The sequence below is a fragment of the Lysinibacillus sp. NPDC058147 genome (assembly GCF_042884205.1).
Lineage (GTDB): Bacteria > Bacillota > Bacilli > Bacillales_A > Planococcaceae > Lysinibacillus.
This window is the reverse complement of record NZ_JBHVUJ010000005.1, coordinates 122,541-139,598: the sequence shown is the minus strand read 5'-3', so window position 1 is coordinate 139,598 and position 17,058 is coordinate 122,541. Positions and strand designations below refer to the sequence as shown.

Below are 17,058 nucleotides of genomic sequence, written 5' to 3'. Positions count from 1 at the left end.
TTACCACTAATGTGCAGTAAAAAAATATCTCTATTCTACATATATGCAAGTGCATTAATACCGTATGAAATTTTTCTAACGTGCCATACTTAATACTGTAACAAACTATGATATTTAGGAGGCGCTTTTTTTGACTCAATCGTTTCATAACGAATCATCAAACCAATTCAACCAACAACAAAGCCCAAATCATGGTGGACATGAGCAAATGGACTTGCATGAAACAATCGGTGCCATCATTGCTTGTATGGATCAATCCATTGTTTTACGTCCACAGGTTAAGGATCAAGAGTTGCTTAGCATTTTGGATCGCCAATATAATTTCACATTAGGTATGTATAACACTATTGTGGAATCTTATAACACAGGTCATGATCCATCTGTTCCTACAGGTCGCTATCAAATGGAGACAGGAAATAATTTTAAGTACGGGATAAATCCTGGCCAACCTAAAAAGCCGATGCAAAATGCAAGCGAGCTCAGCGATGAATGTATTTCTGGCTTCTTACTTGGCGCTCAAAAAGGTCTGGCAAAAGGTATGACTGCAGCTGCAACAGAAACTACAAACCCTGTTGTCCGACGTGTTGTTGCAGATAGTATTCCCAACTGCATTGAAATGGCATACGAATTATCTATTTACCAAAATATGCATGGCTATTATCAAGTACCTCAATTTTCTCAGCAGGATATGCAAACAATGCTTAATGCATACAGCACTACAACAAATCCCCTTCATTAATGATAAAAAACAAGAGCAGTCCCATATGTGGTTCAATATCACAAAGGGCTGCTCTTATTTAATGACCTATAAAACTTTTCCTAAAAATGCTTTTGTTCGTTCATTTTGCGGATTACCAAAGATATCCTGAGGGGTTCCCTCTTCGACAATATATCCACCATCCATAAAGACCACACGATCTCCAACTTCACGGGCAAAGCCCATTTCATGTGTTACTACTATCATGGTCATACCTTCAGCCGCTAAGTTTTTCATTACATCTAAAACTTCTTTTACCATTTCTGGGTCTAATGCCGAAGTAGGCTCATCAAATAAAATAGCTTTTGGTTTCATCGCTAAAGCACGTGCAATGGCAACGCGTTGTTGCTGACCACCAGAAAGCTGCTCTGGATAGTTATAAGCCTTACTATCGAGACCGACTTTTTTCAACAGCTCATGACCAAGTGCTTCTGCTTCTGTCTTGCTCATTTTTCGAATTTGCATCGGAGCCATCGTGACATTATCTATGACTGTCATATGCGGGAATAAATTAAATTGTTGAAATACCATGCCTACTTCTGCTCGAATAGCATTAATATTTGTTTTAGACTCGTTAATCTTCACATTCTCAATATAAATTGCACCATCTGTTACTTCTTCTAGCATATTGATGCAACGTAAAAATGTACTTTTGCCTGAGCCTGATGGCCCAATAACACAGACAACTTGCTTTTCCTGTATTTCATAATCAATGCCCTTCAGCACTTCTAGTTTGCCAAAATATTTGTGTAAATTCTCAATTTTAATCATCGTGCTTCCCGCCCTTCTGCCTTACGAGGGACATAGCTATTACTAAGTCGTTTTTCAATAAACGCAACAATCTTCGTTACTCCATACGTTAAAATTAAATAGAGTAACGCTGCAACTATATATGGTTCCCAAAAACGGTAGCTAGCTCCGGCCACGATCTTACTTGCATATAAAATATCCGGTGCCGCAATAACAGTTACTAAAGATGAGTCTTTTAATAAAGCAATAAATTCATTCCCTAACGGCGGAATCATACGTCTAAAAGCTTGTGGCAAAATAACTTTTCGCATCGCTTGGTTATGTGTTAAGCCAAGAGAACGCGCTGCCTCCATTTGCCCTTTAGCTATACTTTGAATACCCGCACGGAAAATTTCTGCATTATATGCCGCACAGTTTAAAATAAGTGCCGTAATCCCGGACACCAAGTAACCTAATGAATGTCCAAAAATGGACGGTATCACCGCTAAATGAATCAATAATATTTGTACGAGCATTGGAGTGCCACGGAATAAATCTACATATAGTTTACATGGCCAATAAACCCATTTTCTCGTTGATAATTTTCCAAGTCCTAAAAATAGTCCTAAAAGAATTCCGCCAAAATAACCACTAAGTGTTAAAATTAGCGTCACACCAATACCCCGTATAAACATATCTCGGTAGTTCCAGACTATGTCCCAGCGTAAGTCAAAGATGTCCATCCGAAAACCCCACTTCCCCTTTAAAAATTAAATGGGAGCTGCCTAAAAATTAAGAAAACTAGCATATTTGTAAATAGTAAAAATCCGCATCAGTGTGCTCCTGTCGCAAAATCAGTTTTATCACCCTGATGGGTCTCGTCCTCTTTTTTCACGTAGGAGAGTCTACGCGGATTTTCACCTTATATTAATATATGAAATTTCTTTATTTATTTTAGGACAGCCCCATCATGTAGTCGCTTATTACTTAAGTTCTTTACCTGTAATTTCTTTATATTTACCGTTCTCTTTTATTTTTTTCAGACCTTCATTTAATTTGTTTAAAAGTTCTGTATTTCCTTTCTGAACCATAAATCCATAGTATTCTTTTTCAAATGCATCATCTTCGATTACTTTAAGCTTCTCTGTTGGATGAGCTTTAATATATTCATAAACTACCGCATTATCACCAATCGTAGCATCCACGTTACCATTCAGCATTTCTTTGATAGCAACCGGCTGATTTTCAAACGCCATAATATTTGGACTTGAATCACCTTGTAGCTTTTTCGCAGCTTCATGACCAGTAGCATTAATTTGTACTGAAATCTTTTTATCCTTTAAATCAGCTAATGATTTAATCTTGGAATTTTCTTTTACAACGATTAATAATTGAGATTCATAATACGGCTCTGTAAAGTCAAACGTTTCCTTACGCTTATCATTAATAGAGATCCCTGCTGCACCGATATCTGTTTCCCCATTTTTAACAGTTTGGAAGACAGGCTCCCAGCCAATATTTTGCCACTCCACTTTAAAGTCCATTTCATCTGCAATCGCCTGCAAAATATCAAAATCCAATCCTACAATATTTCCTTTATCGTCAAGCGATTCGAACGGTGCAAATGTCGCTTCTGTTCCTACCTTATAAACTTTCTTACCATTTCCATCTTCAGATGGCGCGCTACCGGACGATGTCTTGTCTTTTGCGCCACAACCCGCTAGAACTAGCACAAATGCTGCTACGACTACCAGTAACATAGATAAACTTCTTTTCATAGCTACTCCCCCTAATTCAATTATTTCCCGAAAATAATTAATATTTTTATTTATTCGGAAATATTAGACTATTAGGTCAATTATAGTGACATTATTCTCTTTAGACAATAACATTTTGCATAAAAGTAATTGTTTTTTCATAAAAATTTATCCCATTTGGTTTATCTAGAATAAAACGGTATTTTAAAAAGAAAATAGCACCAATTATGAATATTTATACATTCACAATCGATGCTAAAGGGTTTTTTTGCAAAAAAAAAAAGAATCCCCTCAGATAGGATTCTTTTTTCCGACTAGTATAACTAGTCTTCACGTACGGTATGTTCACTAAAAAATAATTTGGAGTTGTTGCTTTTTTGAAGGTTTGAAAGGAACAAATGTGGGAATAATTCCTACTAGGCAAGATTCCCATTATTTACCCTCTCTTTTCCCCACTAAGCAGGCTGCTAAACTACTTATTAGGAGAATTGAGTTTAAAAAGTATATCAAATAATCAGTAAAATGGCGCCCTCGGAGGGAATCGAACCCCCAGTGCAAGAACCGGAATCTTACGTGTTATCCATTACACCACGAGGGCAATTGAACACAAAAAAAAAGTACTCACCCTAGGCTTTACGAAAAGCATGATGTAGATAACCCTCATTTGAAGCATACCTGACAAAATAGTGTACTGTACTTTAACTTATGTGACCTTATCAATTATACAAACGTATTGCCCATAATTCAACTATAGAATGCAAAACAATTTAACTTTTTTTTTCTGCACTCAGCAAGCGTCAAAATACCTACAGAAATATGATAATACTCCAGCAATGTCACGGATTTGAATTGTGCGGACATTCCGCAAAAACTAGACGCGCAAGAGTGAAGTTTCAGCGTCATTCTTTTTTTGCGTGAATAAGAACGTCTGCGGCAAAATGTTTTCTGGGCGAAAGCGACGTGGCAGCATCAAACGTTTTCTGGGCGAAAGCGAAGCGGCAGCACCAAACGTTTTCTGGGCGAAAGTGACGCGGCAGCATCAAACGTTTTCTGGGCGAAAGCGACGCGGCAGCACCAAATGTTTTCTGGGCGAAAGTGACGTGGCAGCATCAAACGTTTTCTGAGCGAAAGTGACGTGGCAGCATCAAACGTTTTCTGGGCGAAAGCGACGCGGCAGCTACAATTACGTCAGGGCAAAATGGATTTAATTTATTTCACTTTAACAGGGTTAATATTTGACCTTCCCTGACTATAATGTGTATGATAAGGTTACAGCTGAAATACAAAGGAAGTTTTCAGCAAAAGTAATCGAATTTAGTTTTTTAAGGAGGATTTAACATGAATTTAATTCCTACAGTTATTGAACAAACAAGTCGTGGTGAACGTGCATATGACATCTATTCACGACTACTAAAAGACCGTATTATCCTATTAGGAAGCGCAATTGACGACAACGTTGCTAACTCAATTGTTGCTCAACTTCTATTCCTACAAGCAGAAGATCCAGACAAAGATATCTTTCTTTACATTAACTCACCAGGTGGATCTATCACTGCTGGTATGGCAATTTATGACACAATGCAAATTATCAAACCACAAGTACAAACAATTTGTATTGGAATGGCAGCATCTATGGGTGCTTTCCTACTTGCTGCTGGTGAACCTGGTAAACGTTTCGCATTACCGAATGCTGAAGTAATGATTCACCAACCTCTTGGCGGTGCACAAGGTCAGGCAACTGAAATCGAAATCGCTGCAAAACGTATTTTATTCTTACGTGAAAAATTAAATGGTATTTTATCAGAACGCACTGGTCAACCACTTGAAGTCATTGCAAGAGATACAGACCGCGATAACTTCATGACTGCTGAGCGTGCAAAAGAATACGGCTTAATCGACCAAATTATGGATCGTAAATAATAAATTAAAGGCATCCCAGATTTATTTCTGAGATGTCTTTTTTTGTTCGACATCAAATTTATGTATGGTTTGATGGGGCTATTCTTTACTTTGAATGGTTCTATCCACGTTTTGGGTGGGGCTATCCACGTTTTTGGCTCCTCTATCCATCATTTTGGCGTTTCTATCCACAACCTTGGCTTTTCTTTCCGTCACTTCGACTATTCTTTCCGTCGCTCTGGCTCTTTTTTCCGCCGCTGCGACTCTTCCTTCCGTCGCAGACTTTTCTTTCCGTCGCTTCGACTCTTTCTTCCGCCGCTTCGACTCTTCCTTCCGTCGCTCCGACTCTTCCTTCCGTCGCAGGCTTTTCTTTCCGTCACTTCGACTATTCTTTCCGTCGCTCTGGCTCTTTTTTCCGCCGCTGCGACTCTTCCTTCCGTCGCTCTGACTCTTCTTTCCGTCGTTTTAGCTCTTCTATCCATCATTTTGATGGTTCTATCCACGATTTCGGTTACTCTATCCATCATTTTGGCGTTTTAATCCACGTTTTTGGCTCCTCTATCCATGTTTCGCTTTTATATCCATCATTTTGGCTTTTCTATCCACGACCTTGGCTTTTTCTTTCCGTCGCTCCCTCCGCCCTTCTTCCAGGACCTATATATTCTGTGCAAAAGCGCAAAAAAACTGCCCAACATGTAAGTTTTACAGTTTGGACAGTCTTTGCATCATAGGTTTTTAATCTTCTTTTTCGATTAGTGTTGCTAATGCTGTAACCGCTTGCTCAGCATCGTTGCCATCGCCACTAAGTACGACCTCTGTTCCTTTTGCAATGGCTAAGCTCATAACGCCCATAATGGATTTAGCATTTACTTTTTTCTCATCTTTCTCAAGAAAGATATCGGCACTAAAACGATTTGCTTCTTGGACAAATAATGCTGCTTGTCTAGCTTGTAGTCCTAATTTTAATTTTACATGGACTCTTCTCTCGGTCATTCTTAAAACTCCCCTTTACTACCGTTCATCTTATTATTTTTATCTTACCTTACTTACTAGCAAAAGAACAATATGCGATTACGCATGACATTCATACCTGAAAAGTATGAAAATTCAACCACCAATTTTTTCTCCGTTTCTTAATGCATCGGCAATCTCATCGATTTTCCGTAATCGATGATTGACACCTGATTTACTAACTGTCCCACTTGATACCATTTCGCCAAGTTCTTTTAGCGTTACATCTTGATATTCTACTCGTAATCGGGCAATTTCACGAAGTTTTTCTGGCAATTGATCTAGTCCTATTGAATTTTCAATAAATCGGATATTCTCTACCTGACGTAATGCTGCACCTATTGTTTTATTTAAGTTCGCTGTTTCACAGTTAACTATGCGATTAACACTATTTCTCATGTCTCTCAATATGCGAACGTCTTCGAACTTCATCATTGCTCGATGAGCTCCAACAATATTAAGGAAATCAGAAATTTTTTCTGCTTCTTTTAAATAAGTAACAAAGCCTTTTTTTCGTTCAATTGTTTTTGCATTTAGCTCAAATTCATTCATCAAATCCATTAAAGCCTCGCCGTGCTCTTTATATAATGAATAAATTTCTAAATGGTAGGCTGATGTTTCTGGATTGTTGACAGAGCCACCCGCTAAAAATGCGCCTCGTAAATACGCTCTTTTTTGACCACTCTTTTTAATGAGCTCCCGAGAAATAGTATGATTAAATTGAAAGTCGTCTGAGATGATTTCTAAATCAATTAGTAGCTCACGCGCACCTTCTCTTACACGGCAAATGTATACGTTATTTTTTTTCAAACGCATCTTTTTTCTAACAAGTAACTCGACATTATACGGATACAGTTTTTTCATAATCGTATAAAGTCTTCTTGCGATTGCAGCGTTTTCAGTTTGTACGTCTAAGCTTAGCTGTTTATTAGCAAAGGATAATGAACCATTCATACGAATTAGGGCAGATACTTCTGCTTTCATACAATGATTGTCCGCTTCTATTTGAGTTAATTCCTTTTTCGTTTCAGAAGCAAAAGACATATCACGCCCTCCTTTCAACCTTTTGTTCTATGTATATGTTCATCTTATCATATACAATAAATACTTTATAATTCATTAACTTCTTGTTCATAGATATTCGCGTAATCTACAAGCCATTTTGCAACGTTTGCCGCATTGTGACGAACCGTCCCATCTGGGCGGATCGTGGCAATATCCCGTTTAATAACTTCTAATCCCATACTTTCTAGCTTTGCAACGTCAAATGTTACAGGCTCGGCACACTCTTCTTTATAAAGCTCTTTTACAGGATGAGGGAGTTTTACATCATTCACCAATATTGAATCGATGAAAGAGTCACCTACATGCTTGTATATAGCTTTAACATGATCACCTGCTGTATAGGAAATGGTTTCACCTTTTTGAGTCATTAAATTACAAACGTAAATTTTTCTTCCTCTAGCCTTAACAACAGCTTGCCCAATTTCTTTTACAAGAAGATTTGGAATAATGCTTGTATATAAACTTCCCGGACCAATTAATATATAGTCAGCACGATTGATTGCTCGAATAGCTTCTGGTAACGGTTTCACATTTCCAGGCACTAAAAAAACTCGGCTAATTCGTTCTTTAGCCATAGGAATTTTAGATTCACCTTCAATGATTGAGCCATCCTCAAGCTCTGCATGTAAATTTATCTTTTTATTTGCTGCTGGTATAACACGACCATGAACCTTTAATACCTTGCCCATTTCACTTATAGCATGGTTAAAGTCCCCAGTAATATCTGTTAAAGCAGTCAGCATTAAATTACCCAATGAATGACCACGTAAATCTTCCGATGCTGAAAATCGATATTGAAACATTTGCTCTACAAGCGGTTCGACATCTGATAACGCCGCAATCACGTTGCGCACATCACCAGGTGGTGGAATATCATAGTCATCTCGTAAGCGCCCTGAAGAACCACCATCATCTGCTACTGTCACAATTGCAGTAATATCAAATGGGTGGTGCTTAAGCCCTCGTAATAATGTAGAAAGCCCTGTACCACCCCCAATTACAACAAGCTTTGTTCGCTTCTTTCCCATTCACTCAATCCTTTCTACGATTGATGTCACGATGCGTAATAACAGTGTTTTCCTTTCCAGCTAAATATGCCCCGAAATATTCTGCTAACGTTACCGAACGATGCTGTCCGCCAGTACATCCAAAAGCAATGACAAGTTGTGATTTGCCCTCTTGTCTATAGAGCGGAATCATAAATTCAAACAAATCTGTTAGTTTTTGAATGAGTGTTTGCGTATCATCAAGTGCCAGAACATAAGAAGATACCTCAGTTTGTAAACCCGTTTTATGGCGTAACTCTTCTACATAATATGGGTTTTTTAAAAAACGGACATCAAATACTAAGTCGGCATCAATCGGCATACCATGCTTAAATCCAAAAGACATAATATTCACTGAGAAAATATTATCAGCATCACTGGCAAATTCTTTAGCTATTTTTTCACGTAGCCCTTTAGGCTTCATATTAGATGTATTATAGACAAATTTAGCGCGACCCTTTACTTCTGATAAAAGCTTACGTTCTTGTTTAATGCCATCTAATGGCAAACCATTTACAGCTAATGGATGTGCACGTCTTGTTTCTTTATAACGTCTAACTAAAGTTGCATCATCTGCATCTAAAAATAAAATTCGTGCAACGATATCGCCTTCTTTAAGTATATGATCGAGGGCGCCAATAAGAGAATCAAAAAAGTCGCCACCACGCATATCCATGACAGCCGCTATACGTGTAATATTTTTACCCGAATCCCTTAGTAGGGTTAAAAATGTTGTGAGTAACGCTGGTGGTAAATTATCAATACAGTAATACCCTAAATCCTCAAAGCTCTGAATAGCTACTGTTTTCCCAGCTCCAGACATTCCTGTAATAATAACCAATTCATGTGTACCTTTTGGGCCTTCAACCACCACTGTCATGCAGCTCCTTTATTGTTCGAATGATATTTGTATTTTCTCATGAAGTAATTCAAAATCAGTTGTGTATTCGAATGTACCATACTGAATGCCTGATTGTGAGATAGCAAATTGTAAGTTTGTTCGATCACCTTCAGCCATTGGCAAATGTTTCAAATCCTCTACTGGGTGCCATGCAAGTTTGCCTTCTCTAGTTTCTTCAAATGGTACTCCTTCAATATCCTTTGCAACAAATGTATATAGCATCCATTCGTCAACTACCTCATTATTTTCTTTAATAACCATCGTATAAACACCCTTTAGATGAGCATTTATTGGTGTGACATTTGTTTCTTCTTGAAACTCACGTACAGCAGCCTCATAAATTGACTCACCGCTCTCCATTTTACCGCCAGGGGCTACGTACCAGCCACGTCTCGGCTTCTGAAGTAATAACACTTGACCGTCTTTTACGGCTATTAAATTTGCAATTCTTTGCATAGGCACACCTCTAATCTCTTTTGCATTCTACCTTTTATTATAGCAAGACCGAACAAGGTTTGTCCTCAATTCTAAACTTTAGGAGCATTTGCAATTTTAACTTCATCGATACTGTTATTAGCCTCTACTCAAACATATGAAACTCCGTCATAAAAATTTCCGTTTACAACAAAAATAGGCTGCTCCACCTTATTTGGCGGAAACAACCTACTCAACAAAATAAAAGGGGGATTGCTAATTACACTTTATATATTACACCTTTTATATGTCATTCAAGTTACAACTATATTAAGACCGTATTAAAATTGTATTTTTTTCCTTAAAAACTAATCAAAGAAAATCATCACCATAATGTGGGGTCGATTTCCGTTCCGGCTGGGAGCTTTGCCGCTGACGCTTCGCTTTCGCGCAGATAAAACAATTGCCGCTGACGCTTCGCTTTCGCGCAGATAAAACAATTGCCGCTGACGCTTCACTTTCGCGCAGATAAAACAATTGCCGCTGACGCTTCGCTTTCGCACAGATAAAACAATTGCCGCTGACGCTTCGCTTTCGCGCAAAGCAGAGCTTCCTGGGGGCGTCCGATGAGCCGCCTGGGCCAACAGATGTTTTTTGCGCGAAAGCGTAGTGCTAAACGTAGCGGCAGCAAAGTGTTTTTGTCTGTGCGAAAGCGTAGTGCAACGTAGCGACAGCAACAGCACGATGTTGGTCACGAAGGCGTTATCACAGGATGTGATGGTTTTAGCCTTCGTTCCTCTATTGCTAATCCCCAAGGAGTCGCCCAGCCTCCACTCCAATCAACTTGTTAACATAGTAGTATACGTTTTAACAAATGTCATCCACAACTTTTGGTGATGAGCCAATCAAAAGCAAATTTTAGGATTGCTCCACTTTAAGCATTAATTTTTTCTAATAATTCTTCCACATAGTGCTGTACTGCTTGTGCTGCAATACTTCCGTCACCTGTTGCTGTAACGATTTGACGAAGTGATTTTTCACGTACATCTCCAGCTGCGAAGATTCCTGGCACTGTTGTTTCCATATTATCATTTGTCAAAATATAACCAGCGTCATTTAAAATACCTAGAGACTCAAATGGTTTTGTTAACGGTAGCATACCAATGTAGACAAATACGCCATCAGTAGCAAAATCAGATTCTGTACCATCTACAGTTGATTGTAATGTTACACTTCCAACTTTACCGTTAGCCTCATTAATTTCTTTGACTGTTGAATTCCAAATGAAATCAATTTTTTCGTTAGCAAAGGCACGATCTTGAAGAATTTTTTGTGCACGTAATTTATCACGACGGTGCACAATTGTTACTTTATCAGCAAAGCGAGTTAAATAAACGCCTTCTTCAACAGCAGAATCTCCGCCACCTACGACTACAAGATTTTTTTGCTTGAAGAATGCACCATCACATACTGCACAATAGCTGACACCACGGCCACCAAGTTCTTTTTCGCCAGGCACGCCCATTTTTTTATACTCCGCACCTGTAGATAGAATAATTGCTCGTGTTTTATATTCTTTAGTACCTGATTTTATTGTTTTATATTCTTCACCATCAATAATTTCAGTGACATCACCATATGCATATTCTGCACCAAATTTCTTAGCGTGATCGAACATTTTTGTAGAAAGCTCAGGCCCTAAAATTGTATCAAATCCTGGATAGTTTTCTACTTCTTCTGTATTTGCCATTTGTCCGCCAGGGATACCACGTTCAATCATTAAAGTTGAAAGGTTGGCACGTGATGTATAAACAGCTGCAGTCATTCCCGCCGGACCTGCACCAATTATTACTACATCATAAATTTTTTCTTCTGACATAAATACTTCCCCCTAAACAGATTTTTTACTTTTTTATAATAATGTTAGTATGTTCATCGTATGTGAAAGTAAAAAGTTAATCAACTATGTTGCTCACGGTCTAATTATGAGTTTCTGGTAAAAACTTCAAAATTTCTTCAATATACTTTGATAAGGTAGACACTGATACTCCGTATTGCTGAGCTATCTCTTTTTTTGTAACCTTGAGCATTCGGGAAGAACGGAATAAATAATCATTTGCTCCTGCAATAGCCGCTGGATTTGTAAAACGATAATTGTTCATCAATGCTTGCTCACAAAGCACAAACCACATTTGGAACATTGGTGCAATTAATGTTGTAAGCTTGCCATACTGTTCTAGTAATATTTCTGGCACACTTACTGCTCGTATAAAACTAGCCTCTACTTTGTTTTTCATATCAAATTGATGTCCTAGTGCATAAGCTAGGAATAGCTTTTCATACGCATTGAATTGTTCAACGTCTATCCATTTTGGGTGCGCAATAATTTCCTGCTTATGTGCTGTACAGCTTAGTAAAAATAAGCCATATATGCGTTCACTTGTGTAATCGCTCTCTAGCTTATCTACAATATAATCACGGTCATGTTCTAATGCATCCAGTGAATACGTGTTTTCTTCTTGACGCCAAGGTTCGAAGCCTTCTTTATCGGGATCTAGCTCAAGTAGCTGCTCCCATGTACTCTTTGAAATTTCTTCATGTCCTGAAAAATAAGCTGCATGTGACAACCAAAAGTAAAAGCCAGCATCGCCTACATAGCCTCTTTTTTGCATGCTACGCAACCATTTAAATGCTACATCATATTGTCCAACAAGCGCTAATGTTGCACCCAGCTTATAGCGATGTTCCCATAAGTATGGCTGAATTTTCACAAGTATTTCTAAAAGATCCTTTAAATCTTCTTCATTTTTTTCATAGTATGCGATAACCGTTAAGTTACATAGTGCATGAAGATTCCCCTTATTTTCACGCAATACAGTGTTTAGAAGAGCCTTCGCCTGTTCTGCTTCACCAACATAAAAATAGGCAAGAGCTAAGTTGTTATATGCTGACCAAAAATCTGGTTTATCTTCAATTAAGTCTTCTAGCATTTTAATAGCTTCAGGGAAATCTCCCTTTTCCATACAACGTCTCGCCTGTTCTTGCCGATATAAATCTTCAGCAGAACCTTCAAGTTCCTCAAAATCATCCTGCTCAAAATCAACAAACTCTAATATTTCAGCAGCTTCATCTGCGTAGGCACCCTCTGGCTCTATTTGTAAATATTGCTCTGCAAAGCGTTTAGCATCATGTATGATACCGATACATCCTGATACTTCTGCCATGTAAAAAATAATTTCTGGATTGTCTTTATCTATCTGATAAGCACGACGAAGAAGATCATACGCTTCCTCGAAACGTTGACCCTCTAACTCTATTATCGCTAATTGTAATAAAATCATTGGATCATCAGGGCTTAAATCAACTGCTCGCTGTAAATATTTATAGGCTTTATTCATTTGTCCGCTATTCATTGCTTGTATTGATTTTTTATAATAATAGTCGCCTGTTGGAATGAACGACACTATATTCGTTTGATTCTCTTTTTGACGTTTCTTTTCCAAAATATTTCCTCCGAAACAAGAAATAAGGAACGTATTAAACGTTCCTTTACACAGTAACTTATATTATACCATACAATAAGCAATATGCCGTTATTTCTCCTCGTGACGTTTTTCTAACACATGTAATACATCATAAATACTTACTTTTTGTTCTTGTAGTAAAACTAGTAGATGATACATTAAATCGGCAGCTTCCCATTTTACTTCTTCTGCATCGCGATTTTTTGCACCTATGACAACCTCAGTTGCTTCTTCTCCAACTTTTTTACAAATTTTATCGATTCCTTTATCGAACAAATATGTAGTATAAGCCCCTTCTGGCATTTCTTGCTCGCGCTTTTCAATGACCTTTACTAGTTTAGAAATAATCTCAACAGATCCGACCTTGGCATTTTGCTGAACGGTCTCCGTAAAGCAAGATGTTGTTCCATTATGACAAGCTGGCCCAGCAGGAATTACTTCCACTACTAATGCGTCACCGTCACAGTCAGCCTTGATAGATACAACTTTTTGTGTATGACCACTTGTTGCCCCTTTGTGCCAGAGCTCTTGACGTGAACGTGAGAAAAACCATGTTTCTCCCGATTCAAGTGTTTTCTCTAGAGATTCTTTATTCATATACGCTACAGTTAGTACTTCTTTTGTATTAGCATCTTGTACAACTGTAGTGACAAGACCTTTATCATCAAATTTAATGCTGTCAATCATCTTACTGCCACTCCTTTTTCACGTAAGTACTCTTTTACTTGTGCTACGCTCGTTTCTTTGTAATGGAAGATTGATGCGGCAAGTGCTGCATCTGCATCGATATCTTCAGCTAATACCTCGTAAAAATGTTCGGCATTTCCTGCACCGCCGCTTGCAATAACCGGAACTGTCACAGCCTCTCTCACAGCTTTTGTTAATGCTAAATCAAAACCGGATTTCTCACCGTCCTGATTCATACTCGTTAATAAAATTTCACCTGCTCCTAAGCGAACTGCTTCCTTCGCCCACTCAGTTGCTCGCCATGCTGTTTTGTTTCGGCCCCCATGCGTATAAACCATCCATGTTGCATCTTCTTCGCTATAGCGGGCATCAATAGCTACAACAATACATTGTGCGCCAAAAAAATCAGAACCCTCTTTAATAAGCTCTGGGCGCTCTAAAGCAGACGTATTCACTGATACTTTATCGGCACCTGCACGTAAAATACGTTTCATATCTTCTAATGTACGAATTCCACCACCTACTGTGAATGGAATTGCTAATGAAGCAGCAGTTTGCCGTACGACATCCACCATTGTTTCACGTCCTTCATGTGATGCCGAGATGTCTAGAAATACAAGCTCATCTGCTCCTTGTTCATCATAAAACTTGGCAAGTTCTACTGGGTCACCCGCATCACGTAATGACACAAACTGTACACCCTTTACAACACGTCCCTCTTTTACATCAAGACATGGAATGATGCGCTTTGTTAACATGATGCCACTCCCTTCAACCATTGCTCTAATAAATGCACGCCTAGCTCACCTGACTTTTCGGGATGGAACTGCATCCCTGTAATAGACCCATTTGCCACAATGCCGGGAACCTTAATATTATGATAATCAGCATAAGCGACAAGCTCCGTTGCATCGATATCAGTTGCATAAAATGAGTGCACAAAATAAACATGTTTTGCCGTTACTTCAGCATTTAACCAAGAAGGACGCTTTGTCATTACTAGCTCATTCCATCCCATATGCGGCACTCGATACTCCTGCCCAGCGTTGCCACCAGTAAATCGTTTAATGCTTCCTTTAAAAAAGCCTAGACCTTTCGTTGGGGCTACCTCTTCACTTTGCTCAAATAATAATTGCATGCCTAAGCAAATTCCGAGAAGTGGGCGATTTTCTGCTTTCACCTTGTGTAAATATTGATCTAAATTCGTTTCAGCTAAACGTTTGATGGCATCTGGAAATGCTCCAACTCCCGGAAGTAACAGTGCATCTGTGGCATCTAGCACTGTCTCGTTAGCCGTAACAGCAACCTCACAGCCAAGTCGTTTTAATGCCTGTTCAACACTAAATAAATTCCCCATTCCATAATCAATAACACCTATTTTCACGTTAACAGCCCCTTAGTCGATGGTACACCTTTAACACGTGGATCAATTTCCACTGCTGCGTCAATAGCACGTGCTAACGCTTTAAAAATAGCTTCAATAATATGATGAGTATTATGTCCATAAGGTACGATGACATGAACATTCATCCGAGCCTCAAGTGCAAACTTCCATAAAAATTCATGTACTAATTCAGTATCGAAGCTACCGACCTTTTCCTTCAACTGTGGCACACGATATTCTAAGTGCGGACGATTCGAGCAATCCACTACGACCTGTGCAAGTGCATCATCCATCGGCACAAATGCTGTGCCGTAACGCTTTATTCCTTTTTTATCACCGAGCGCTTCACGAATAGCTTGTCCTAATACAATACCGAGGTCTTCTGTTGTATGATGATCGTCTATATATGTATCACCATTCGCTTGTATCGTCCCATTAAAAAGCCCATGTTTGATAAATAGGTCAAGCATGTGATCCATAAAGCCAACACCCGTTTTAATATCCGCCTTTCCTTCACCATCTAAATCGATAGCTACCGAAATTTGAGTTTCATTTGTTGTACGTTCAACTTTTGCATATCGTTTCTTTTCAGTCATTGTGCTACTCCTTTTCCCATCCGCGCGATTCGACTGCACGTGCGTGGCCCTCTAAGCCTTCCATACGTGCTAGACGTGCAATTTTCGGTGCATTTTCTGCCCAAGTTTTTTCACTATAAAAGACGATGCTCGATTTTTTCACAAAATCATCAACGTTTAAACCACTTGCAAAGCGAGCAGTGCTATTCGTCGGTAGCACATGATTTGTCCCTGCAAAGTAATCACCAACTGGTTCAGAGCTATAACGACCGATGAAAATCCCCCCTGCATGTCGTACTTGTTCTGCCACAGCCTCAGCATTTTTTGTGACAATTTCTAAATGCTCAGGCGCTAGCGAATTAATGGCGTCTATGGCATCTGCCATCGTTTCAGCCACATAAATAGCACCAAAGTTTTCTATAGATGCACGTGCTACCTCTTCACGCGGTAAAGTCGTTAATTGCTTCTCCACTTCATCAGCTACTTTTTTAGCCAATTGCTCAGAAGTCGTTACTAAAATGGCACATGCTAATTTATCGTGCTCAGCTTGTGATAGGAGATCAGCCGCGATTTCATCAGCAAATGCTGTTTCGTCTGCTAACACTGCAATTTCACTTGGACCTGCAATCATATCAATAGCTACCTCACCAAAAACCTCGCGTTTTGCTAATGCTACAAAAATATTTCCTGGACCCGTTATTTTATCAACCGGAGAAATTGTCTCTGTGCCATATGCAAGAGCCGCAATCGCCTGAGCTCCGCCGATTTTATATATTTCTTCTACTCCTAATATACGAGCTGCAGCAAGTACACCTGGAGGTAATTTTCCATCGCGACCTGCCGGAGATGTAATAACTATGCGTTTGACACCAGCTACTTGTGCAGGAATAACGTTCATCAAGACCGAAGATGGATATGCTGCTGTACCACCAGGAACATAAAGACCTACTGCATCGATCGCAGTAATTCGTTGCCCAAGCCACGAGCCATCTTTAAGCTCTAAGCGATAACCAGAACGCTTTTGCTGTTCGTGATAAAAGCGAATATTTTGAGCTGCTTCTGTTAAATCCACATAAAGCTGTTGATCAATCGATTTCGCACCCTCTTCGATTTCTTCCTTCGTTACGCGTAAATGATCAGGGGCAAAACCATCCCATTTTTCTGTATAAACACGTATAGCTGCGTCACCTTGTGCTCGAACGTCTGCTAATACTTGACGCACAACCTTTAACTGTTCTTCATTTCCACCTTCAAGTGGTCTCTTTAAAGAAATACCTTTTTCTAGCTTTGTTATTTTCATAGGATTAAT

19 protein-coding genes and 1 tRNA gene are annotated in these 17,058 nt (G+C 39.0%); 3 read left to right on the top strand and 17 right to left on the bottom strand.

Annotation, left to right across the window (positions count from 1 at the left end):
* The first annotated feature begins 130 nt into the window (after positions 1-130).
* Positions 131-739, top strand: a complete 609-nt coding sequence (locus tag ACFVT8_RS16150; RefSeq protein ID WP_387083518.1) for a spore coat protein — start codon at positions 131-133, stop codon at positions 737-739.
* 66 nt (positions 740-805) lie between these two features.
* Here ACFVT8_RS16150 and ACFVT8_RS16145 read toward each other — a convergent pair whose 3' ends face one another.
* The 4 genes from ACFVT8_RS16145 to ACFVT8_RS16130 all read right to left on the bottom strand — a co-directional run bounded on the left by ACFVT8_RS16145 (position 806) and on the right by ACFVT8_RS16130 (position 3,841).
* Entirely contained in the window at positions 806-1,528 is a 723-nt protein-coding gene (locus ACFVT8_RS16145) for an amino acid ABC transporter ATP-binding protein (RefSeq protein WP_387083517.1), read from the bottom strand.
* The gene (locus ACFVT8_RS16140; protein WP_387083516.1) at positions 1,525-2,229 is read right to left on the bottom strand and encodes an amino acid ABC transporter permease; all 705 of its coding nucleotides are present in this window, start codon (positions 2,227-2,229) and stop codon (positions 1,525-1,527) included. The genes ACFVT8_RS16145 and ACFVT8_RS16140 overlap by 4 nt, the downstream gene beginning before the upstream one ends.
* 240 nt (positions 2,230-2,469) lie before the next feature.
* Positions 2,470-3,264 carry a basic amino acid ABC transporter substrate-binding protein gene (locus ACFVT8_RS16135; RefSeq protein ID WP_387083515.1) on the bottom strand — a complete coding sequence of 265 codons (795 nt, stop codon included), beginning with the start codon at positions 3,262-3,264 and terminating at the stop codon, positions 2,470-2,472.
* A gap of 502 nt (positions 3,265-3,766) precedes the next feature.
* Positions 3,767-3,841, bottom strand: a tRNA-Arg gene (locus ACFVT8_RS16130).
* A 740-nt stretch (positions 3,842-4,581) separates the two neighbouring features.
* On the opposite strand from ACFVT8_RS16130, the gene clpP reads away from it, so the two are divergent.
* Positions 4,582-5,163 (top strand): ATP-dependent Clp endopeptidase proteolytic subunit ClpP, encoded by a 582-nt coding sequence (gene clpP / locus ACFVT8_RS16125; protein ID WP_387083514.1) that lies wholly within the window; start codon positions 4,582-4,584, stop codon positions 5,161-5,163.
* A 42-nt stretch (positions 5,164-5,205) separates the two neighbouring features.
* Positions 5,206-5,682 carry a hypothetical protein gene (locus ACFVT8_RS16120; RefSeq protein ID WP_387224301.1) on the top strand — a complete coding sequence of 159 codons (477 nt, stop codon included), beginning with the start codon at positions 5,206-5,208 and terminating at the stop codon, positions 5,680-5,682.
* A gap of 195 nt (positions 5,683-5,877) precedes the next feature.
* Here the strand turns inward: ACFVT8_RS16120 and ACFVT8_RS16115 are convergent, their stop codons facing one another.
* The 13 genes from ACFVT8_RS16115 to hisD form a co-directional block, all read right to left on the bottom strand.
* Entirely contained in the window at positions 5,878-6,135 is a 258-nt protein-coding gene (locus ACFVT8_RS16115; RefSeq protein ID WP_387083511.1) for an HPr family phosphocarrier protein, read from the bottom strand.
* A gap of 114 nt (positions 6,136-6,249) precedes the next feature.
* The gene (gene whiA, locus ACFVT8_RS16110; RefSeq protein WP_387083510.1) at positions 6,250-7,197 is read right to left on the bottom strand and encodes a DNA-binding protein WhiA; all 948 of its coding nucleotides are present in this window, start codon (positions 7,195-7,197) and stop codon (positions 6,250-6,252) included.
* A gap of 65 nt (positions 7,198-7,262) precedes the next feature.
* A complete protein-coding gene (locus tag ACFVT8_RS16105) occupies positions 7,263-8,246 on the bottom strand; it encodes a gluconeogenesis factor YvcK family protein (RefSeq protein ID WP_387083509.1) in 984 nt (327 codons plus the stop codon).
* A gap of 4 nt (positions 8,247-8,250) precedes the next feature.
* On the bottom strand, positions 8,251-9,144 hold the full coding sequence (rapZ, locus tag ACFVT8_RS16100) for an RNase adapter RapZ (protein WP_387083508.1): 894 nt from the start codon (positions 9,142-9,144) through the stop codon (positions 8,251-8,253).
* A gap of 9 nt (positions 9,145-9,153) precedes the next feature.
* Positions 9,154-9,621 carry an NUDIX hydrolase gene (locus ACFVT8_RS16095; protein WP_387083507.1) on the bottom strand — a complete coding sequence of 156 codons (468 nt, stop codon included), beginning with the start codon at positions 9,619-9,621 and terminating at the stop codon, positions 9,154-9,156.
* 326 nt (positions 9,622-9,947) lie between these two features.
* Positions 9,948-10,394, bottom strand: coding sequence for a hypothetical protein (locus ACFVT8_RS16090; protein WP_387083506.1), 447 nt, complete (start codon positions 10,392-10,394; stop codon positions 9,948-9,950).
* 119 nt (positions 10,395-10,513) lie between these two features.
* Entirely contained in the window at positions 10,514-11,458 is a 945-nt protein-coding gene (gene trxB, locus ACFVT8_RS16085) for a thioredoxin-disulfide reductase (protein WP_387083505.1), read from the bottom strand.
* A gap of 100 nt (positions 11,459-11,558) precedes the next feature.
* Positions 11,559-13,082, bottom strand: a complete 1,524-nt coding sequence (locus tag ACFVT8_RS16080) for a tetratricopeptide repeat protein (protein WP_387083504.1) — start codon at positions 13,080-13,082, stop codon at positions 11,559-11,561.
* A 90-nt stretch (positions 13,083-13,172) separates the two neighbouring features.
* Positions 13,173-13,790, bottom strand: coding sequence for a bifunctional phosphoribosyl-AMP cyclohydrolase/phosphoribosyl-ATP diphosphatase HisIE (hisIE, locus tag ACFVT8_RS16075; RefSeq protein WP_387083503.1), 618 nt, complete (start codon positions 13,788-13,790; stop codon positions 13,173-13,175).
* A complete protein-coding gene (hisF, locus tag ACFVT8_RS16070; protein WP_387083502.1) occupies positions 13,787-14,548 on the bottom strand; it encodes an imidazole glycerol phosphate synthase subunit HisF in 762 nt (253 codons plus the stop codon). The genes hisIE and hisF overlap by 4 nt, the downstream gene beginning before the upstream one ends.
* Positions 14,542-15,174, bottom strand: coding sequence for an imidazole glycerol phosphate synthase subunit HisH (gene hisH, locus ACFVT8_RS16065; protein ID WP_387083501.1), 633 nt, complete (start codon positions 15,172-15,174; stop codon positions 14,542-14,544). The genes hisF and hisH overlap by 7 nt, the downstream gene beginning before the upstream one ends.
* Positions 15,171-15,770 (bottom strand): imidazoleglycerol-phosphate dehydratase HisB, encoded by a 600-nt coding sequence (hisB, locus tag ACFVT8_RS16060; protein ID WP_387083500.1) that lies wholly within the window; start codon positions 15,768-15,770, stop codon positions 15,171-15,173. Before hisB ends, hisH begins: the two co-directional genes overlap by 4 nt.
* A 4-nt stretch (positions 15,771-15,774) precedes the next feature.
* Positions 15,775-17,049 carry a histidinol dehydrogenase gene (gene hisD, locus ACFVT8_RS16055; protein WP_387083499.1) on the bottom strand — a complete coding sequence of 425 codons (1,275 nt, stop codon included), beginning with the start codon at positions 17,047-17,049 and terminating at the stop codon, positions 15,775-15,777.
* Positions 17,050-17,058 lie beyond the last annotated feature (9 nt).